The organism is Hydrogenophaga intermedia (assembly GCF_000723405.1).
GTDB lineage: Bacteria > Pseudomonadota > Gammaproteobacteria > Burkholderiales > Burkholderiaceae_C > Hydrogenophaga > Hydrogenophaga intermedia.
Genome location: NZ_CCAE010000045.1, coordinates 17,766 through 36,172, shown reverse-complemented (window position 1 = coordinate 36,172; position 18,407 = coordinate 17,766). Strand labels below are relative to the sequence as shown.

The following is an 18,407-nucleotide window of genomic DNA, read 5'->3' as shown; positions in this document are numbered from 1 at the left end:
GGGCTGGCCATGGGGGCACGGGAGCGGCGGCAGGTCGGTCCGGTGATGCTCGTGCGTCCGGGCACAACGCACCTTGAGGTGGCGCAAGCCGGGAGCGGAAGGCGTCGTCCGATTGGCCAAGGTGGGCGTGCAACCCACGCGTTCAGCCGGTCACTCACGGCCTCCTTCGGCCGTCGCCACCCGCGCTTCCCCCATGAAAGTCCGTGCCCCATCCCCTTCGCTCGCCACCACCCTGCGCGGCGACCCCATCTGCACCGTCAACGCGGACATCGCCGCGGCCGAACTGGACGCCGACAGCGAGGAGAGCCGGGCCTTGTTCAGAAAGCCGGGCGCGCGCGTGCCGCAGCCACTGGCGGGGAGCGAGCCGCAGAACCGCTCGCCCATCGAGCTGGCCGACTTCTTCGGCGCCCGCATCGCGGCCGAGAAGCTGGCCAATGACCCCGATGCCCGCGCCGCCGCCGACCTCCTCAACCAGCGCGACGAGGCGCTCGACAGTGGCGACCGGCAGCGCTTGAGGGATGAGCAGCGGAAGCGGCGGGCGGGGCGGTATGGGCGGCGGAGGTGAGAGGGCGTCGCAGCACATCATGGGTTTGAAAATGTCTATACTTATTGAAAAGTAATGTCGTTTTCAAACCATCGTGCTTCCCAGCGACACGGACCGTCTTCTTGAGCTTGCGGCCAGCAGGCGGCTGCTGCGTGGTGCGGACGCGCGCGACATCGGCGTGTCGCCGCAGCTACTGATCAAGCTGCAGCAGGCCGGGCGACTGGTTCGTGTGGCCAGGGGCGTATACAGCCTGCCCGATGCGCCCCTCACAGAGCACCAATCGCTTGTTGAAGTCTGCCGGCGCGTACCCAAGGCGGTGATCTGCCTGCTGTCGGCACTGCGCTTTCACGAGCTGGGGTCGCAAGCGCCACACGAGGTGTGGCTGGCGCTGCCGGAGGGGGTGCGTTCACCGTCCGTGGACTACCCCGCGCTGCGCATCGTGCGGCTGCGCGATGCCGCCTACAGCGAAGGTATCGAAACCGTGATGGATGAAGGTGCCCCGATTCGCGTGTACGGCGTGGCCAAGACAATCTCCGACTGCTTCAAGTTTCGCCACAAGATCGGTCTCGACGTGGCGCTGGAAGCGCTTAAGGACGCTTGGCAACGGCGGCTGGTGTCCATGGACGAACTGACGCATTTCGCGCGCATCAATCGGGTGGAGCGCGTAATGCTGCCCTACCTGGAAGCATTGACGGCGTGAATCATCGACGAAGTCCCGCGTCCCTGCTGGCGCGTTTGCTTGACAGGGCCAAGCAGGGCGGCGAGGACTACAGCCTGGTGCTCAACCGCTTCGGGCTGGAGCGGCTGCTTGATCGCCTGGCCCATTCGCGGCATGCCGATCGGTTTCTCCTCAAAGGGGCTTTGCTGTTCTCGCTGTGGTACGACCAGCCGCATCGCCCCACGCGAGACGCCGACCTGCTGGCCTTCGGTCCCGACGATGTTGAGCACTTGACGGCGACGTTTCGAGAAATTGCAACCATCGAACTCGATGACGGGATCGTGTTCGATGCCGAGTCGATTCGCGCTGATCCGATCCGCGAGCACAACGCCTACGGAGGCATTCGTGTGCGGCTGGTCGGCCGCATTGGCACTACCCGCTGTTCGCTTCAAGTGGATGTGGGGTTTGGCGATGCCGTCACGCCGGACCCCGAGCTTGTTGCCTACCCGCCTCTACTACCCGACTTCGACGCGCCCCGGCTCCGGGTCTATCCCGTCTACACCGTGATCGCAGAGAAATACCAAGCCATGGTCACGCTGGGCGCCGCGAACAGCCGCATGAAGGACTTCCATGACATCGCGACGATCGCGCGAAGAACGTCGCTTGATGGTGCGACCCTGGCACGCGCCATTGCCGCCACGTTTGAGCGCCGACGCACGGAGTTGCCGGCGGAGCCGCCACTGGCGCTGCAATCGGCGTTTGCTGACGACGAGGCGAAGCAGCGGCAATGGGCAGCGTTCCTTGCCAGGAATCGGTTGGGGGCATTCGGCTTGCGCGAAGTGATTGCACTGCTCTATACGCTGTTGTGGCCTGCGACGCAGATAGCTGCGTCGGGGTCAGCGGCTACGGCGCTGTGGTGGCCAGAGCACTTAGCGTGGACACCCTGAATGGGTGGAGGCAGACGCTGACACTTGTGACAATTGCTGCTATTCGCTCAAACGTCCTTTGTTGCGCCTGACAACGTGCCTTTAATGAGCCTGCTCGAGCCGAGGTCAAAGACCGTACTTCGCTCGGTGAAACTCCAAATGCTGACGGCGCTGAGGAGTTATGAACTCCCTCTGCAGCGTGTACGTGCCCGTGGGAATACCTAGTGCAGTTCGATGGAACAGGGACAGTCTGGAACTCACTAGGAGTTCACCGTTGTCAGAGAACGCGATGTACCCTTTGTCAAACGCCGCGTCGACACCCGCCGCGAGCAACAAGCCGTTATTCCTATCAAGCCGTTCGTGATTGTCGGCTTGAGTCCAAGCCTTGATGTGCGATGCCCTTAGCAGGTCAGGGATCGCCAGCCCCGTAACGGGGCATTTGCCATTGAATTCGATCAGTAACTCGTCTCGAAACTTGCCTTGACCGAGTCGGGCGTCAACAAGACGGCTCACTTCTGTGGGTGTAAGCGCAGGCGTGGGACTTTTGGTCGGCGGAGGGGAGATGTCACCTAAAGACGCCACTAGTTGGCCAGCGATTGGTGAGATGGCGCATAGGTACTTTTGCGCCACAGCACCGCGGCGATCGAGAACTGGATTTCGTCCCGATTGGAGCTCAACTCTTAGTGCCTCATTGGCGGTAACAGCAGTGAGAGGGATGGGCGATCGAAGAGTCCGATAGCTGCACATAACCACTCGGCCTCCTTGAGCAGATGAATATGGAGACCCGACGTCATACGGACGCATCATTGAGACTGCCGCGCTGTTGACGATGGCATACGCGCGAATGGCCCCGTTGGCGTAGTTGAACACCATATCTTCGGGCAAGAGCTCGGTCATGGTGTCCCAATGCACAAGTCTCGAGCCGGTACTTGTGCGCTCAGGTGCCCACAACAATCCCGCCTTCCGTTCTTCCTCGAACGTTCCTCCTTGATTGACCCAGTAGTAAGAGGGCATACCGCGTACCTCGCAAGTCGAAATCCTGCGTTATACGGTACCCCTATAGAGTATTTGTGAATCAATCCAACGTGGTTGCTTTCATGAACCGGCCGCTACTCGCCGTTGTCGAGACCCTCACTCCGGCTTGAACCCCGACGCCTTCACCGGCGCCTCCCACCGCTTCAGGTGCTCCGCCACCATCGCCCCCGTGGCCGCCGGCCCCGCGTGGCTGGGCACCAGCCCGTACCCGCGGATCTTTTCCTGGATGCCCGGGTCGGCCAGCGCCTGCGCCACCGCCTGGCTGATGCGCTCCGCGGTCTGAGGGTTCAGGCCCGCAGGGCCGAAGTAGGCGAAGAAGGCGTCGGCCGCCATGTTGATGCCTTGCTCCTTGAGCGTGGGCACGTCGGGCAGCGCGGCGGAGCGCTGTTCGCCCGTGACAGCCAGGATGCGCAGGCGGCCCGCGCGGTGGTGTTCGATGGTCTCGGACGCGGTGTCCACCATCAGCGGGATCTGCCCGCCCAGCAGGTCCTGCGCGGCGGGTGCGCCGCCGCGGTAGGCCACGTGCGTCATGGGCACGCCCGTGGCCTGGCCGATGAGCAGGCCCGCGAAGTGCGGCACCGTGCCCGCGCCCGATGTGCCGTAGCTGGCCTTGGTGGGGTTGGCCTTCATCCAGTCGAGCACGGCCTTCAAGTTGCCCTGTGGCGCGCCGGGGCCGGCGGTGACGGCGAAGTCGAACACCGTGGCGCGTGCGATGGGCGTGAAGTCCTTGATGGGGTCGTAGCCGAGGTTGCTGTACAGGTAGGGCGAGATCACCAGCGCGCCGCTGGGCGCCAGGATGATGGTGTTGCCATCGGGGGCGGCGCGCCGCAGTTCGCCCAGCGCCAGGCGCCCGCCCGCACCGGGCTTGTTCTCCACGATCACGTTTTGCTTGAGCGTGTCCTTCATCTTCTCGGCCACGATGCGCGCCACCGTGTCCACCGATCCGCCCGGTGGAAAGCCCACCCACACGCGCAAGGTACCGCCGTCTTGCGCGTGGGCCAGGTTGGGCAACCCCAGTTGTGCGGCGGTCAGCAGGGCAGCGCCCGCCAGGGCGTGGAAGTGTCGGCGTTGCATGCGTGTCTCCTTGTTGTGGTGCACCGATTCTGGGATGGCGCACCAGATGGACGCATGCGTGTTTTCCCCAGAAGGTATGCTTGCTTACGGTCCGCTTCGCGCCGGGCCGCAGCACAACAACACCGGAGACAAGACATGCCCGTCATCGACGTTCACACCCACATGTACACACCCGCCTGGCTGGAATTGCTGAAGGCCAAGGGCGGGGCCTACAACATCCAGCGCCGGCCCGACGGGCAGGACGAGATCTTTCGCGGCAACACGCCGGTGGCGATTCCGCAGCCCGGCCACTTCGATTACGCGCTGCGCATCCAGCAGATGGACGCGGCGGGCATCGACATCTCCATCGTGTCGCTGACCTGCCCCAACGTGTACTGGGGCGACGAGGCCACGAGCTGCCAGGCGGCGGTGGAGTCGAACGACGCCATGGCGCGCGCGCAGGCGCAGTACCCGGACCGCATCCGCTGGTTCACCTCGCTGCCCTGGGAGTACCCGGAGCGCGCGGTGCAGGAGCTGGAGCGTTCCTGCGCGAACGGCGCGGTGGGCGTGATGGTGCTGGCCAACATCTCGGGCCGCAGCCTCACCGACCCGTTCTTCGAGCCCGTATGGGCGGCCATCGACCAGCGCGGTCTGCCGGTGCTGGTGCACCCCACCGACCCGCCGGGCGTGGACCTGATGGACATGACGAAGTACGACCTGAGCTGGTCGGTGGGCTTCATGTTCGACACCACGCTGGCCTTCACCCGCATGATCTTCGACGGCTTCTTCGACCGCTTCCCGAACATGAAGCTGATCGCCTCGCACGGCGGCGGCACGCTGCCTTACCTGGTGGGCCGTTTCGAGAAGGGCGACGAGGTGGAGATTGCCGAGCGCCGGCGCATGAAGCGCAAGCCCACCGACTACCTGCGCCACATTTACTACGACAGCATCACCTACGACCCGCGTTCGCTGCAGTACCTGGTGTCCGTGGTGGGCGCCTCGCAGGTGATGCTGGGCACCGACTGGCCGCACCAGGTGCACGACGCGCGGGGCGCGCTGGGCAAAGTCGACGCGCTGGGGGCGGATGTGCGCGAGGCGGTGCGCGGCGGGAACGCGCTCAGGGTGTTCGGGCTTTGACGGCGGCTGCCGGTCGCGAACCTTGCAAATCTTCCACGCTGTGGAGAATTTGCATGGTTAGTTCGGACGCCTGACTGGCCGCACCCACCACCACGCCAGCCCCACCAGCCCGGCGAAGGCCGTGTACGCGGCCACGAACACCCACCAGGGCGCGTCCCAGTACAGCAGCCGTGAGAGCCAGTGTTCGATGAAGCTCTCGCGGTAGCTGGCCTGGCCGGCGATGCGGCGCAGGTCCTGCTCCCACACGGTGAGCGGGCAAAGCTGCCCCAGCCAGGCCTGGGCGGCGATGAAAAGCATGAGCGCCAGGTGCGTGGCGCGCAGGCCGAAGCGGCGCACCCAGCGCCAGCCCAGCGCGCCGCCGGCCAGCACCAGTGGCAGCAGGCCCACCACGAAGAGCACCACCGACACATGCAGGGCGAGCAGGGCGTCGGCCAGCCAGCGGGCGGTGTCGGGGCTCATCGAGGCATTGTGGGTGGCCCCGTCGCGGCGCGCCGACGACATCCGTGACAACCCGCTGGCGTGCGTGTATCCATATGTCACACTGCGGCGGTTTCGGCACTTCCCGGCAGGATGGACTGGCTCACACTCTTCGGCGATCTGCGTTTCATGACCGGCGCGCTCGTGGCTTTGCTGGGCGTGATCTTCATTGCCTATTCGCACCGGGAATCATGGCCCTACGTGCGCTGGCTGGCCGGCTCGGCCATTCTGTTTGGCGCATCCGCGCTGGTGTTTCGCGTGGCGCAGCGCTTCTTCGGCGCCAGCCCCGAGGTCATCGGCGCGCCGGCCGCCTCCGCGGTGGTGATCGCCCTGGCAGCGCTATTGGTCGGCCTGCACACCTACCTGACGCACCGCACCGACCGGCAATGGACGCGCTTCGTTCTGCTGTGTGCGGTGGGCTTTGTCTGGGTCGCCACGGTGGTGACGCTGTTGTCTGGCAACCCGTTCCGGGGGCCGCTGGCCTCGGCCGGCGTGCTGCTGGTGGCGGCACTGTGGCTGCTGTGGCATTGGTGGCGGGAGCGCTGGAGCGGGCAGCTGGCCCTGGCCGGCGCGTTCCTGGTTCAGCCGCTGCTGCTGTTCGCGGCCATGCGCGTGGGCATGGACGTGAAGGCGTTTCGTGAACTCACGCCGCTGCCCATCGTGGTGGTCTATTTCTTTGTGCTCACGCTGATCCTGCAGCGCGACGCGCGCCGCCTGGCGCGTGAGCTGCACCGCAGCGAACAGGCCGAGGCGGAGCTGCAGCGCCTGGCCGACGGCCTGGACCGCGTGGTGCACGAGCGCACGGCCCAGCTGGAGGCGCTCAACCAGGGCCTGCGCGCCTTCTCCGGCATGGTCTCGCACGACCTGCGCGGGCCGCTGCGCAACATCCACGGCCTGAGCGAGATGGCGCGCGAGGCGATCGAGGAGGGCCAGCCCGCCCAGGCCTTGCCGCTGGTGCGCAAGCTGGGCCATGAGTCGCTGCGCGCCAGCCGCATGGTGAGCGATCTGCTGGACCTGGCGCGCGTGGAGCAGCAGGCCCTGCAGAAGGCGCGGGTGGATTTTGGCGAGCTGGTGCGCGAGTGCGTGGAGCAACTGGCCATGGAATACCCGCTGGCGCGCCAGGCGGTGCGCGTGGGCAGCCTGCCCGTGGTGGAGGCGGACCGCGGCCTGATGGCACACGTGGTGACCAACCTGGTGGGCAACGCGCTCAAGTACGGTCAGGGCCGGCCCGGCCTGGCGATGGCCGTGGACGCGAAGCGCGAGAACGGCGCCTGGCGCTTCGCGGTGATCGACAACGGACCGGGATTCGATGAGGCGCGCGCGGACGAACTGTTCCAGCCATTCAATCGCCTGGCCGGCGAAGACGTGCCCGGCACCGGCCTGGGCCTGACGGTGGTGCGCCGCGTGGTGCAGCAGCACGGCGGCGAGGTGGGCGCCAGCGCGCGCATGGGCGAAGGCGCGCGTTTCTGGTGGACGCTGCCGGCCACCTGAGCCGGGCCCACCACTGCTGCTCCGTACGCGAACCAAAAAAAAAGCCACCGGGGCTTGCGACACCGACGGCTGCCGCGCATGGCCCGTTGACCGGGCGGCGCGAAGTCTCAGGAAGCTGTCAGGCCATCAATCACTTGGCGGCGTTGGTGTTCATGTACTCCGTGACCACCTTCCAGCGGTTGTTCTCCAGCAGCGACATGCGCGTGGCGTTGCTGCCCAGGCGCTTTTGCGCGGTGAAGGTCATCTCGGCGCTGCCGAAGATGTCGGGCGGGATGGTCATGGTGTCCATGGCCTTGATGAAGCTCTCGGTGCTGAGGTTGTTGCCGGCCTTGCTGGCGGCGCGGATGAAGCTGTCGATGGCCGAGTAGCCGTAGACCGAGAACACCGTGGGTTCTTCGTTGAACTTGGTCTGGTACTTGTTGGCCCAGAAGCGGATGGGCTGCGAGGCCGCGTCCAGGTAGGGGTGCTGCACCGTCATGGTGGCGTACAGGCCGTTCATGGCTGGGCCGCCGAGCTTGTGGATGAGGTCGGTGTAGGCCGCGCTGGAGCCGATGAAGGTGGGGTTGAAGCCCAGGCGCTTGGCCGTGGCGATGCCGCCGATGGTCTCGCGGATGATCGTGCCCAGCACGACCATGTCGCACTGCTCGGAGGCGAGCTTCTGCATCTGCGAGGAGAAGTCGGTGGCGCCGCGCTTGTAGCTGGTCTCCACTGCGAGCGCCATGCCGGCGGCCTTCAGGCCGTCTTCCGCGCCGCGCTTGACCTCCAGGCCGAACTCGTCGTCCTGGTACATGGTGCAGACCTTCTTGGCGTTCTTCTCTTTGGCCAGGCGGGGCACGGCCACGCGCATCTGGTCGTAGTAGGTGGCGGCGAAGCTGTACTTGAGCTTGTGGAAGGGCTCGTACATCTCGCGCGCGGCGGTGACGGGGAAGAAATTGATGACGTTCTTCTGGAACTGCACCGGCATGGCGGCCATGTTCTGCGCCGTGCCGATGTGGCCCACCATCATGAAGATCTTGTCCTGGTTGACCAGCTTCTGCGCCGCCAGCACGGCGTTGCGCGGGTCGTATTTGGAGTCCTCGACGATGAGCTTGAGCTTGCGGCCGTTGACGCCGCCCTGTTCATTGGCCTCGTCCACGCGCAGCATCATGCCCAGACGCACCTGTTTGCCGAAGCCGGCGATGGGACCGGAGAGGTCCTGGATGGAGCCGAGGACGATCTCGTCCTTGCTCACGCCCTGGTTTTGCGCCAGCGCGGCGCCGGCGGTGCCCAGCGCGATGGCCGCGCCGATCAGGCTCAATGTCGTCTTCATCGCTGCTGTCTCCTTCAAGGGTGGAAGAGGCTTGTTCTCGCGGGGATGATGGGCCGTTTCACAGGGGCGGTGATGCGGAAAAACCCTTCCTCGCGCCGCCCTGGCGACATCACTTGTTCACGTAATCGGAGACGACCTTCCAGCGGCCGTCCTGGATCTGCGACAGGCGCATGGCCATGCTGCCGTAGCGTCGCTGCGGGCTGAAGCTGAGCGGCGGCGAGCCGAAGATGTCGGTCGGCACGCTCAGGCTGTCCATGGTTTTCACGAAGCTGTCGGTGGTGAGGTTGGCGCCGGTCTTGCCGGCGGCGCGCGCGAAGATGTCAATGGCGTTGTAGCCGTAGACAGAGAAGACGTTGGGGTCTTCGTTGAACCTGGTCTTGTACTTGTTGGCCCAGAAGCGGATCGGCTGCGCGGCCTCGTCCAGGTAGGGGTGCTGGGTCGTCATGGTGGCGTACAGGCCGTTCATGGCCGGTCCGCCCAGCTTGTGGATGAGGTCGGTGTAGGCGGCCTGCGAGCCGAAGAAGGTGGGGTTGAAATCGAGCTTGCGCGCGGTGGCAATGGTGCCGATGGTCTCGCGGATGATGGTGCCGAGCACGATGAAGTCGCAGTTGGCGGCCTTCATGCGCGCCACCTGCGAGGAGAAGTCGGTGGCGCCGCGCTTGAACGAGGTCTTCTCCACCATCTGCAGGTTCACGGCCTTCAGGCCTTCTTCCGCGCCACGCAGCACCTCCAGGCCGAACTCGTCGTCCTGGTAGATGGCGCACACCGCCTTGGGCTTCTTCTCCTGCACCATGCGCGGCAGGAAGGTGCGCATCTGCTCGTAGTAGGGGCCGATGTTGGCGAACTTGAGCTTGTGGAAGGGCTCGTACATCTCGCGCGCGGCCGTCACGGGCAGGAAGTTGACGACGTTCTTCTGGAACTGCACCGGCATGGCGGCCATGTTCTGCGCCGTGCCCAGGTGGGCCACCATGGCGAAGATCTTGTCCTGGTTGACCAGCTTCTGCGCCGCCAGCACGGCGTTGCGCGGGTCGTACTTGGCGTCTTCGACGATGAGCTTGAGCTTGCGGCCGTTGATGCCGCCCTGCTCGTTGATCTCGTCCACGCGCAGCACCATGCCCAGCCGCACGGACTTGCCGAAACCGGCCAGCGGGCCCGACAGGTCCTGGATGGAGCCGAGGACGATTTCGTCCTTGCTCACGCCCTGCGTCTGGGCCAGGGCGGCGCCGGCGGACAACGCCAGCGCAAACGCGGTGAGGGTGTGCAATGTCTTCATGGCGCGGGTCTCCTCGGGTGGTGCGGCCGCGCGGGCGGCCTCAGTGGTACATGGCCTCGATCTGCTCGGCGTACTTCTTCTGCACGAGCTTGCGCTTGAGCTTCATGGTCGGCGTGAGCTCCTCGTCCTCGGCAGTGAGCTGGGTGTCGAGCAGCCAGAACTTCTTGATCTGCTCGACGCGCGCGAACTTGCGGTTGGTGGCGTCGATGAGGGTCTGGATGAGTTGCTGCACCTCGGGCGAGCGGGTGAGGCTGGCGTAGTTGGAGAAGGGCACGTCGTTGTCCTGCGCGAACTTCTCCACGTTCTCCTGGTCGATCATGATGATCACCGTGAGGTAGGGGCGCTGGTCGCCGATGACGACGGCGTCGGTGACGTAGGGCGAGAACTTCAGTTCGTTCTCGATCTCGCTGGGGGTGATGTTCTTCCCGCCGGCCGTGATGATGATGTCCTTCATGCGGTCGGTGATGCGGAAGAAGCCTTCCTCGTCCACCACGCCCACGTCGCCCGTGTGCAGCCAGCCCTCGGCGTCGATGGTCTCGGCGGTTTTCTCGGGCAGGTTCAGGTAGCCCATGAACACGTTGGGCCCGCGCACCAGGATCTCGCCGGTCTGCGGGTCGAGCTTCACCTCGTTGTACTGCGCGGCCGGGCCGATGCTGCCGGGCTTGATGCGCTGCGCCGGCACGCCGGTGGAGGCGCCGCAGGTTTCGGTCATGCCCCAGACCTCGAGCATGGGCACGCCCAGTGCGAGGTACCAGCGCACCAGCTCGGGCGAGATGGGCGCCGCGCCCGTGACGAGGAAGCGCGAGCGGTGGATGCCGATGAGCTTGCGCACGTTGTCCAGCACCAGCAGGCGCGCGAGCTTGAAGCGCAGTCGCAGGCCACCGGGCACGGCCTCGCCCTTGAGCACGTGGTCGGCCACCTGCTGGCCCACGCCAATGGCCCAGGCGTAGGCGGCTTGTTGCAGGCGGCTCGCCTCCTTCAACGCGATCATCACGCCGGAGTAGAACTTCTCCCACACGCGCGGCACGGCGGTGAACACGGTGGGCGCGATCTCGCGCACGTTCTCGGGCACGGTCTCGGGGTTCTCCACGAAGTTCAGCCGCGCGCCGGTGTAGAGCGAGAAGTACTCGCCGCCCATGCGCTCGGCGATGTGGCACAGCGGCAGGAAGCACATGCACTCGTCGTTCTCGTCGCGCGCGATCAGCGTGTTGTAGCCGCGCACGGTGTAGACCAGGCCCTTGTGCGAGTGCATGGCGCCCTTGGGTTTGCCGGTGGTGCCCGAGGTGTAGACCAGGATGGCCAGGTCGTCGGGGTTCACGCCGGCCACGCGCTGTTCCAGCATGTGCGGGTGTTGCGCCAGGTGCTCGCGGCCCAAGGTGCGCAGGGCGTCCAGGCTGATCACCTGCTCGTCATGGAAGTCGCGCAGGCCCTCCATGTCGACCACCACGATCTTTTTGAGCAGCGGCAGCTGATCGCGCACGGCCAGGGCCTTGTCGAGCTGCTCCTCGTCCTCCGCGAACAGCACGGTGGTGCGCGAGTCTTCGCACAGGTAGTGCACCTGCTCGGGTGCGTCGGTGGGGTAGATGCCGTTGGCCACGCCGCCAGCGCTGAGCACGGCCAGGTCGGCCAGCACCCATTCGATGGTGGTGTTGGACAGGATGGAGGCGGTGTCCTTCGGTGCGAAGCCCAGGGCCATGAGGCCGTGGGCGATCTCGCGCACGGCCTGACCGGTCTGGTCCCAGGTCCAGCTGCGCCACAGGCCCATGTCCTTCTGGCGCATCCACACCTTCGGGCCGCGCGCCTTCACGGCGTTCCAGAACAGCGCGGGAATGGTGCCGCCTTCCATGACGATCCGTGTCTCGGGCTGGATGTGGGAGAGGTCCCAAAGGGTGCTCATGACGTGTCTCCGCTTGTTTCAGCGCCAGTTCTTTTTCTTCTTCCAGCGGCGGTCGGCGCGCACGCCGGCTTCCTTCATGCCGAGGTAGAACTCCTTGATGTCGTCCTTCTCGCGCAGGTGGGCGCAGGTGTCTTCCATCACGATGCGGCCGTTCTCCAGCACGTAGCCGTAGTCGGCCGCGTTGAGCGCCATGTTGGCGTTCTGCTCCACCAGCAGGATGGTGGTGCCGCGCTCGCGGTTGATGCGCACCACGATCTCGAAGATTTCCTTGGTGAGCTTGGGCGACAGGCCCAGGCTGGGCTCGTCGAGCAGGATCAGATCGGGGTTGGCCATGAGCGCGCGGCTGATGGCCAGCATCTGCTGTTGCCCGCCCGAGAGCAGGCCGGCGTCCTGCGTGGCGCGTTCCCTCAGGATGGGGAAGTAGCCGAACACCATCTCCATGTCGCGCGCCACGCCGTCACGGTCCTTGCGGGTGTAGGCACCCATGAGCAGGTTGTCGCGCACGCTGAGCAGCGGGAACACCTCGCGCCCCTCGGGCACGTGCAGCAGGCCCTGCTGCACGATGTGCGCCGGGTCCAGCGCGGTGATGTTCTCGCCCTTGAACTCCACCGAGCCCTTGCGCGGGTCGATGATGCCGCTGATGGTCTTGAGGATGGTGGTCTTGCCCGCACCGTTGCTGCCCAGCACGGTGGCGATCTCTCCGCGGCGCACCTGCAGGCTCACGCCGCGGATGGCCTTGATGGGGCCGTAGGCGCTCTCGACGTTGGAGAGCTTGAGGACGGGGGCGTCGCTCGTCGGAACGCTCATGCGGACACCTTGTGGGACGTCTTGTGGTTCTCGCGGCGCAGGCTGGACACGTCGTCCACGCTGCCCAGGTAGGCCTCGATCACGCCCGGGTCGGCCTGCACCTCGGCCGGCGTGCCGGTGGCCAGCTCGGTGCCCATGCTCATGGCCAGCACCCGGTCGGATACCTTGGACACCAGACTCATGTCGTGCTCCACCATCAGCACCGTGATGCCGAGCTCGTTCTTGATGTCGGTGATCCAGAAGGCCATGTCCTCGGTCTCTTCCACGTTCAGGCCGGAGGAGGGTTCGTCGAGCAGCAGCAGGCGCGGCTCGGTGCACAGGGCGCGCGCCAGTTCCACCACCTTGCGCACGCCGTAGGGCAGGCCGGCCACCAGGCTTTCGCGGTGGTGCTGCAGGTCCAGCAGGTCGATGACGTGCTCGACCTTCTCGCGCGCCTCGATCTCGGCCGCGCGCGTCTTGCCGGTGAAGAAGAGCTCGCTCCACAGGCCCGTCTTGCGGTGCGTGTGGCGGCCGATCAGCAGGTTCTGCAGCACCGTGGCGTGCTCGAACAGCTCGATGTTCTGGAAGGTGCGCGCGATGCCCAGGCGGGCGATGGTGTGCGGCGCCTGGTCCGTCAGGCGCACGGGGCCGCCGTGGCCGGCGTAGTCGATGGTGCCGGTGGTGGGCGTGTAGATGCGGCTGATGAGGTTGAACACCGTGGTCTTGCCCGCGCCGTTGGGGCCGATGAGGGTGAACACCTCGCCCTTCTTCACGTCGAAGCTCACGTTGTTGACCGCCAGCACGCCACCGAAGCGCACGCTGAGGTTCTTGGCTGAGAGCAGGGTGTCGTTCATGGTGTCGCCTGATGGGGTGCCGTTTTCTCCGGAGACACCGGGCGGCGGCGGCCAGGGGGGAAGGGCTCCGCGAATGTCCCCCGGACGGCTGCGCCGTCCTCCTCCTTTATTTCGCTGCGCCCTTCCCCCCTGTCCACCACCGCCCTCGCCGCGCTCGGGATATCTGCGCGCCAACGTGGTTGGCGGCGAGAAGTGAAGCCCCGGCCAGTTCGATCCGCGGGCAGAACGAGGTGGAAGCTCATTTCAGGCGGTCCGATTTCTGGAACGACTTCTGCCGCTTGAACATGCCCTGGCGGTAGAACGGGAAGAGCTGGAAGTACGCGCGGATCTTGAGCCAGCGCCCGTACAGCCCCATGGGCTCGAACAGCACGAAGGCGATGAGCACCGCGCCGTACACCGCGCCCTGCAGACCGGCGGACTGGCCGATGGCCTCGGGTAGCACGTCCTTGCCGAGCGCGATGAGCTGCGGCATGACGATGAGGAAGATGGCGCCGAGGAAGGCGCCGTGGATGGAGCCCAGCCCGCCGATGACCACCATCAGCAGCAGGTCGATCGACTGGATGATGGAGAACTGTTCCGGCGAGAGGAACTGGATCTTGTGCGCGTAGAGCGCGCCGCCCAGGCCCGCCAGGGCAGCCGACAGCGCGAAGGACAGGGTCTTGTAGCGCGCCAGGTGGATGCCCATGCTCTGCGCGGAGATCTCCGAGTCGCGGATGGCCACGAACGCGCGGCCGGTGGACGAGCGCATGAGGTTGACGATGGCCAGGGTGCTGAGCACGCACACCACCAGGCAGAGGAAATAGAACTCGTTGGTGGAGTCGAGGTCCCAGCCGAAGAGCGAGGGGTAGTTGACCATCAGCCCCTTGTTGCCGCCGGTGACCGATTCCCAGCGCGCCATGCCCTCTTCGACGATGAAGCCGAAGGCCAGGGTGGCCATGCCCAGGTAGATGCCCTTGACGCGCAGCGCGGGCAGACCCACCACCACGCCCACGGCGGCTGCCAGCAGGCCCGCGCAGGCCAGGGCGATGGGGAAGGGCACGCCCGCGTTCACCATGACAGCCTGCGTGTACGCGCCCACGCCCAGGAAGGCGGCGTGACCGAGCGAGAACAGGCCGGTGAACCCGGCCAGCAGCATGAGGCCCAGGCCGACGATGCCGTAGATCAGCACGAAGGTGAGTTGAGCGAGCCAGTACTCGTCGATGGCCCAGGGCGCCACCAGCAGGAACAGGCTCAGCAGGCCGTACCAGAACACATGCCCGCCGTGCTTGGCGAGGCGGATGTCCTGGTCGTATTGGGTCTTGAAGAGGAATCGCATCGTTCGGCCTCAGACCTTCTTGCGGAGTTTTTCGCCGAACAAGCCATTGGGCTTGAGCACCAGCATGAGCAGCACCACGATGTAGGGTGCGATGTCCTTGAAGCCTTCAGGCAGGTAGAAGCCCGCGACGGCCTCGACGATGCCGATGATGAGACCACCCACGATGGCGCCGGGCAGGCTGCCGAAGCCACCCACCACCGCCGCCGGGAAGGCCTTGAGACCGATGAAGCCCATGTTGGCGTGCACGAAGGTGATGGGCGCCAGCAGCAGGCCGGCGATGGCCGCCACGCCGGCCGCCAGACCCCACACCAGGCCATTGAGCCGCTTGACCGGAATGCCCATGTAGTAGGCCGCCAACTGGTTCTGCGACGCCGCCTGCATGGCGATGCCCAGCTTGCTGTAGCGGAACATGGTGAACAGCACCGCGCAGAGCACGGCGGTGGCGCCGATCACCACGATCTGCTCGGCCGAGATGACCAGCGCGCCCAGCTTGAGCACCTGCCCCGCGTAGGGCACCGGCAGCGTGTGCGTCTCGGTGCCGATGTTGGGGATCATGGTGATCACGCCGCGCAGGAAGTAGCCCACGCCGATGGTGAGCATGACGATGGAAAAGGCGGGTTGCCCCAGGATGGGGCGGATCACCAGGCGTTCGAGCACGATGCCGAACAGGCCCATGCCGAGGATGGCGGCGATGACGGAGAGCCAGAAGGGAAAGCCCAGCAGCGTCATGGTGAGCAGGCCGCCGAAGGCGCCCACCATCATGAGGTCGCCCTGCGCGAAGCTCACGGTCTCGGTCGCCTTGTAGATGAGCACGAAGCCCAGCGCGATGAGGCCGTAGATGCATCCCTGGGCCGCCCCGCTGATCAGCAGTTGCAGCAGTTGCACGGAACTGTCTCCTGTCGTTGTTTTGCCACCGGGGGGCTGAAGATTTATAGCTGTCCTCCCCGGGACTGCCGCTAGGGGTTCTCCCCCATCGGCAGTCGCGCAGGCGCCACGAAGATGACCGGCCATGAAAACCGTACGCATCGGCGCCGGCCTGGGCTTCTATGGCGACGCCTGGGAACCCATCGCCGCGAGCATCGAACGCGGCGATGTGCAGTTCATCGCGAGCGATCACCTGGCCGAACTCACGCTGGCCATCCTGCAGAAGGACCGCCAGCGCGACCCTGCCCTGGGTTACGCGCGCGACGTGGTGCCGCTGCTGTTGCGCCTGTGGCCGCTGATGCAGCGCCACGGCGTGCGCTTCGTCTGCAATGCGGGCGGGCTGAACCCGCGCGGCGCGGCGCAGGCGGTGCTGGCGGCCTTCGCGGCCAAGGGGCTGAAGGCGCGCATCGCGGTGGTGACGGGCGACGACGTGCTGCCGCGGCTGGCTGACACAAGCGGTGCCGGTGGCGAATTCGCCCACCTGTTCACCGGCGCGTCGGTGGACGCGGTGCGCGAGCGCCTGGTGTTCGCCAACGCTTACCTGGGGGCCGATCCCATCGTGCAGGCGCTGGACGAGGGCGCGCAGATCGTCATCACCGGCCGCGTGGCGGACGCGGCCCTGTTCCTGGGGCCGATCGCGCACGCGCACGGCTGGAGCGTCGAGGGCGCGCTGGAAGGCGCCGAACTCGACCGCCTGGCGCAGGGCCTCGCGGTGGGGCACCTGCTGGAGTGCTCGGGGCAGGGCAGCGGTGGCAACTTCGGTGCTCAGGGCCACTGGCAATCGATTCCCGATCTCGCGCATATCGGCTACCCCATCGCCGAGGTCGGCGCCGATGGCAGCGCGATCATCACCAAGGCGCCGGGCACGGGCGGGCGCATCAACTTCGACACCGTGCGCCAGCAGTTGCTGTACGAGGTGCACGACCCGCACGCGTACCACAGCCCCGACGTGGTGCTGGACATGGGCGGCATCCGCCTGGACGACCTGGGGCAGGACCGCGTGCGGCTCACGGGCGCGCGCGGCCGTGCGCCGGGCGATCGGCTGAAGGTGGTGGCGGGCTTTCGCGACGGCTACAAGGCCGAGGTGACCTGGGGCTTTTCCTGGCCCGACGCCTGGGACAAGTCGCAGCAGGCGCAGGCGACCATTCGCACCTTGCTGAAGGAGCGGCGCGTGCCGCACGAGGAGTTGTACGTGGAGTATCCGGGCCTCAATTCGGCGCACGGGCCGCTGGCGCCGCTGCCGGCGGTTGACGCGCTGAACCAGCTCAATGAGCTGTGGACACGGCTGGTGCTGCGCACCAACGAGAAGGCCGCGGCGGAGGGCTTCGGTCGCCTGTTTCCGTGGATGGGCCTCAGCGGCCCGGCCTACACCTGCGGTTTCACGGGGCTGCACAACGTGAGTGAACTGCTGGGCATCTGGCCGACGCTGGTGGCGCGCGGCGAGGTGGAAGCGGGCGTGCAGATCGAGTTGCTGGGAGAGGCACCATGAGCCTGTCGCGCATTCCCCTGGCCCGCGTTGCGCATGCACGCAGCGGCGACAAGGCCGACTGGGTGGACTTCGGCCTGTTCGCCTGGAACGCTGCGGGCTACGCCATCCTCGAGCGCGAGGTCACGGCCGATCGCGTGCGCGAACACTTCGCGCCCTGGCTGGCGGGCGAGGTGGACGCCTGGGCCCTGCCCAACATCCTGGCAATGAAGTTCGTGCTGAAGGGCGCGCTGCAGGGCGGCGGTGCGCGCAACCTGCGCCTGGACAACCTGGGCAAGGCCATGGCGGCGGCCCTGCTGCGGCTGGAGATCGAGGTGGAAGCGGCCGAGCTCGATGCCGCGCTGCAGCAGCCGCGCGTGGGCTGGTGGGCTGACGAAGCTCCCTCTGCCGCGAGCGGGAGAGGGCTGGGGTGAGGGCCGCGTCATGAGCATCCGTACCGAATCCCTCGACGACATCCGCGTCATCACCCTGGACCGCCCCGAGGTGCGCAACGCCGTGGACACGGCCACCGCGCGCGAACTGCACGCGGCCTTTCTCGCCTTCGAGGACGACCCGTTGGCGAAGGTGGCCGTCTTCCACGGTGCGAATGGCCACTTCTGCGCCGGCTGGGACCTGCAGTTCGGCGCCCGCGCCGCGCGGGCGAGCGAGGGCGGCGCGCTGGCCGACCTGGACTTCGACAGCGCCGACGCGCGCGCGATCGGCCCCATGGGCCCCTCGCGCCTGCGCCTGTCCAAGCCGGTGATCGCCGCCGTGAGCGGCGCGGCCGTGGCCGGTGGCATGGAACTCGCGCTCTGGTGCGACCTGCGCGTGATGGAGGCCGACGCCTACTTCGGCGTCTACTGCCGCCGCTTCGGCGTGCCGCTCATCGACGGTGGCACGGTGCGCCTGCCGCGCCTGATCGGCATGGGCCACGCGATGGACCTGATCCTCACCGGTCGCCAGGTCAAGGCGGACGAGGCCTTGCGCATGGGCCTGGCCAACCGGGTGGTGCCGCCGGGCCAGGCGCGCGAGGCGGCGATCGCGCTGGCGCGCCAGCTCGCGGGGTTTCCCCAGGCCACGATGCGGGCCGACCGCGAGAGCGCCTACACCCAGTGGGATATGCCGCTGGGCGAAGCCCTGCAGCAAGAGTGGCAGCGCGGCAAGGCGCGCATCCCCGATGCGCTGGAAGGTGCGCAGCGCTTTGCCGCGGGCGAGGGGCGGCACGGCCGGTTTTGAGCGACTCGCTTCTCGGGGGGGAGCGGG

General features: G+C 66.7%; 18 protein-coding genes. 8 read left to right on the top strand and 10 right to left on the bottom strand.

The annotated features are described in order from the left end of the window. Nucleotides 1-193 precede the first annotated feature (193 nt). The 3 genes from BN948_RS19810 to BN948_RS19800 all read left to right on the top strand — a co-directional run bounded on the left by BN948_RS19810 (nt 194) and on the right by BN948_RS19800 (nt 2,149). Nucleotides 194-565, top strand: coding sequence for a hypothetical protein (locus BN948_RS19810; RefSeq protein ID WP_009519762.1), 372 nt, complete (start codon nt 194-196; stop codon nt 563-565). Between the two features lie 73 nt (nt 566-638). Continuing rightward, the gene (locus BN948_RS19805; RefSeq protein WP_009519763.1) at nt 639-1,244 is read left to right on the top strand and encodes a type IV toxin-antitoxin system AbiEi family antitoxin domain-containing protein; all 606 of its coding nucleotides are present in this window, start codon (nt 639-641) and stop codon (nt 1,242-1,244) included. After that, the gene (locus tag BN948_RS19800) at nt 1,241-2,149 is read left to right on the top strand and encodes a nucleotidyl transferase AbiEii/AbiGii toxin family protein (protein ID WP_009519765.1); all 909 of its coding nucleotides are present in this window, start codon (nt 1,241-1,243) and stop codon (nt 2,147-2,149) included. The genes BN948_RS19805 and BN948_RS19800 overlap by 4 nt, the downstream gene beginning before the upstream one ends. A gap of 105 nt (nt 2,150-2,254) precedes the next feature. Here the strand turns inward: BN948_RS19800 and BN948_RS26285 are convergent, their stop codons facing one another. After that, complete coding sequence (locus BN948_RS26285) at nt 2,255-3,025, bottom strand: HNH endonuclease (RefSeq protein ID WP_162182751.1); 771 nt, start codon at nt 3,023-3,025, stop codon at nt 2,255-2,257. Between the two features lie 234 nt (nt 3,026-3,259). Then, nucleotides 3,260-4,237, bottom strand: a complete 978-nt coding sequence (locus tag BN948_RS19790; RefSeq protein WP_009516339.1) for a Bug family tripartite tricarboxylate transporter substrate binding protein — start codon at nt 4,235-4,237, stop codon at nt 3,260-3,262. A 135-nt stretch (nt 4,238-4,372) separates the two neighbouring features. Here BN948_RS19790 and BN948_RS19785 point away from each other — a divergent pair, with 135 nt between their 5' ends. Further along, complete coding sequence (locus BN948_RS19785; RefSeq protein ID WP_009516340.1) at nt 4,373-5,353, top strand: amidohydrolase family protein; 981 nt, start codon at nt 4,373-4,375, stop codon at nt 5,351-5,353. A gap of 57 nt (nt 5,354-5,410) precedes the next feature. Here the strand turns inward: BN948_RS19785 and BN948_RS19780 are convergent, their stop codons facing one another. After that, on the bottom strand, nt 5,411-5,812 hold the full coding sequence (locus BN948_RS19780; RefSeq protein WP_035623344.1) for a DUF2784 domain-containing protein: 402 nt from the start codon (nt 5,810-5,812) through the stop codon (nt 5,411-5,413). 111 nt (nt 5,813-5,923) lie between these two features. Here BN948_RS19780 and BN948_RS19775 point away from each other — a divergent pair, with 111 nt between their 5' ends. Beyond that, complete coding sequence (locus tag BN948_RS19775; RefSeq protein ID WP_009516342.1) at nt 5,924-7,321, top strand: sensor histidine kinase; 1,398 nt, start codon at nt 5,924-5,926, stop codon at nt 7,319-7,321. 130 nt (nt 7,322-7,451) lie between these two features. Here BN948_RS19775 and BN948_RS19770 read toward each other — a convergent pair whose 3' ends face one another. The 7 genes from BN948_RS19770 to BN948_RS19740 form a co-directional block, all read right to left on the bottom strand. Then, a complete protein-coding gene (locus BN948_RS19770; RefSeq protein WP_009516343.1) occupies nt 7,452-8,630 on the bottom strand; it encodes an ABC transporter substrate-binding protein in 1,179 nt (392 codons plus the stop codon). A gap of 109 nt (nt 8,631-8,739) precedes the next feature. Next, on the bottom strand, nt 8,740-9,903 hold the full coding sequence (locus BN948_RS19765; RefSeq protein ID WP_009516344.1) for an ABC transporter substrate-binding protein: 1,164 nt from the start codon (nt 9,901-9,903) through the stop codon (nt 8,740-8,742). Nucleotides 9,904-9,943: 40 nt separating this feature from the next. Then, nucleotides 9,944-11,800, bottom strand: coding sequence for an AMP-dependent synthetase/ligase (locus tag BN948_RS19760; RefSeq protein WP_009516345.1), 1,857 nt, complete (start codon nt 11,798-11,800; stop codon nt 9,944-9,946). A gap of 18 nt (nt 11,801-11,818) precedes the next feature. Continuing rightward, on the bottom strand, nt 11,819-12,607 hold the full coding sequence (locus tag BN948_RS19755; protein ID WP_009516346.1) for an ABC transporter ATP-binding protein: 789 nt from the start codon (nt 12,605-12,607) through the stop codon (nt 11,819-11,821). Beyond that, nucleotides 12,604-13,440: an ABC transporter ATP-binding protein gene (locus tag BN948_RS19750; protein WP_009516347.1), complete on the bottom strand. Its 837-nt coding sequence runs from the start codon at nt 13,438-13,440 to the stop codon at nt 12,604-12,606. Before BN948_RS19750 ends, BN948_RS19755 begins: the two co-directional genes overlap by 4 nt. 238 nt (nt 13,441-13,678) lie before the next feature. Next, a complete protein-coding gene (locus tag BN948_RS19745) occupies nt 13,679-14,755 on the bottom strand; it encodes a branched-chain amino acid ABC transporter permease (RefSeq protein WP_009516348.1) in 1,077 nt (358 codons plus the stop codon). Nucleotides 14,756-14,764: 9 nt separating this feature from the next. After that, nucleotides 14,765-15,640 (bottom strand): branched-chain amino acid ABC transporter permease, encoded by an 876-nt coding sequence (locus BN948_RS19740; protein WP_009516349.1) that lies wholly within the window; start codon nt 15,638-15,640, stop codon nt 14,765-14,767. Between the two features lie 124 nt (nt 15,641-15,764). Between BN948_RS19740 and BN948_RS19735 the strand changes: the two genes are divergently transcribed. Genes BN948_RS19735 through BN948_RS19725 form a run of 3 tightly spaced genes read left to right on the top strand, consistent with a single transcriptional unit; the run spans nt 15,765 to nt 18,380 of the window. After that, entirely contained in the window at nt 15,765-17,168 is a 1,404-nt protein-coding gene (locus BN948_RS19735) for an acyclic terpene utilization AtuA family protein (protein WP_035623329.1), read from the top strand. Further along, complete coding sequence (locus BN948_RS19730; RefSeq protein ID WP_009519040.1) at nt 17,165-17,578, top strand: AtuA-related protein; 414 nt, start codon at nt 17,165-17,167, stop codon at nt 17,576-17,578. Before BN948_RS19735 ends, BN948_RS19730 begins: the two co-directional genes overlap by 4 nt. 10 nt (nt 17,579-17,588) lie before the next feature. Beyond that, on the top strand, nt 17,589-18,380 hold the full coding sequence (locus BN948_RS19725; protein ID WP_009519041.1) for a crotonase/enoyl-CoA hydratase family protein: 792 nt from the start codon (nt 17,589-17,591) through the stop codon (nt 18,378-18,380). The last annotated feature ends 27 nt before the right edge of the window (nt 18,381-18,407 follow it).

What these genes read in the sequence shown, in the direction of transcription:
- BN948_RS19810 (WP_009519762.1), top strand. Translation starts at nt 194, where the DNA reads ATGAAAGTCCGTGCCCCATCCCCTTCGCTCGCCACCACCCTGCGCGGC.
- BN948_RS26285 (WP_162182751.1), bottom strand. Translation starts at nt 3,025, where the DNA reads ATGACCGAGCTCTTGCCCGAAGATATGGTGTTCAACTACGCCAACGGG.
- BN948_RS19790 (WP_009516339.1), bottom strand. Translation starts at nt 4,237, where the DNA reads ATGCAACGCCGACACTTCCACGCCCTGGCGGGCGCTGCCCTGCTGACC.
- BN948_RS19785 (WP_009516340.1), top strand. Translation starts at nt 4,373, where the DNA reads ATGCCCGTCATCGACGTTCACACCCACATGTACACACCCGCCTGGCTG.
- BN948_RS19780 (WP_035623344.1), bottom strand. Translation starts at nt 5,812, where the DNA reads ATGAGCCCCGACACCGCCCGCTGGCTGGCCGACGCCCTGCTCGCCCTG.
- BN948_RS19775 (WP_009516342.1), top strand. Translation starts at nt 5,924, where the DNA reads ATGGACTGGCTCACACTCTTCGGCGATCTGCGTTTCATGACCGGCGCG.
- BN948_RS19770 (WP_009516343.1), bottom strand. Translation starts at nt 8,630, where the DNA reads ATGAAGACGACATTGAGCCTGATCGGCGCGGCCATCGCGCTGGGCACC.
- BN948_RS19765 (WP_009516344.1), bottom strand. Translation starts at nt 9,903, where the DNA reads ATGAAGACATTGCACACCCTCACCGCGTTTGCGCTGGCGTTGTCCGCC.
- BN948_RS19760 (WP_009516345.1), bottom strand. Translation starts at nt 11,800, where the DNA reads ATGAGCACCCTTTGGGACCTCTCCCACATCCAGCCCGAGACACGGATC.
- BN948_RS19755 (WP_009516346.1), bottom strand. Translation starts at nt 12,607, where the DNA reads ATGAGCGTTCCGACGAGCGACGCCCCCGTCCTCAAGCTCTCCAACGTC.
- BN948_RS19750 (WP_009516347.1), bottom strand. Translation starts at nt 13,440, where the DNA reads ATGAACGACACCCTGCTCTCAGCCAAGAACCTCAGCGTGCGCTTCGGT.
- BN948_RS19745 (WP_009516348.1), bottom strand. Translation starts at nt 14,755, where the DNA reads ATGCGATTCCTCTTCAAGACCCAATACGACCAGGACATCCGCCTCGCC.
- BN948_RS19735 (WP_035623329.1), top strand. Translation starts at nt 15,765, where the DNA reads ATGAAAACCGTACGCATCGGCGCCGGCCTGGGCTTCTATGGCGACGCC.
- BN948_RS19730 (WP_009519040.1), top strand. Translation starts at nt 17,165, where the DNA reads ATGAGCCTGTCGCGCATTCCCCTGGCCCGCGTTGCGCATGCACGCAGC.
- BN948_RS19725 (WP_009519041.1), top strand. Translation starts at nt 17,589, where the DNA reads ATGAGCATCCGTACCGAATCCCTCGACGACATCCGCGTCATCACCCTG.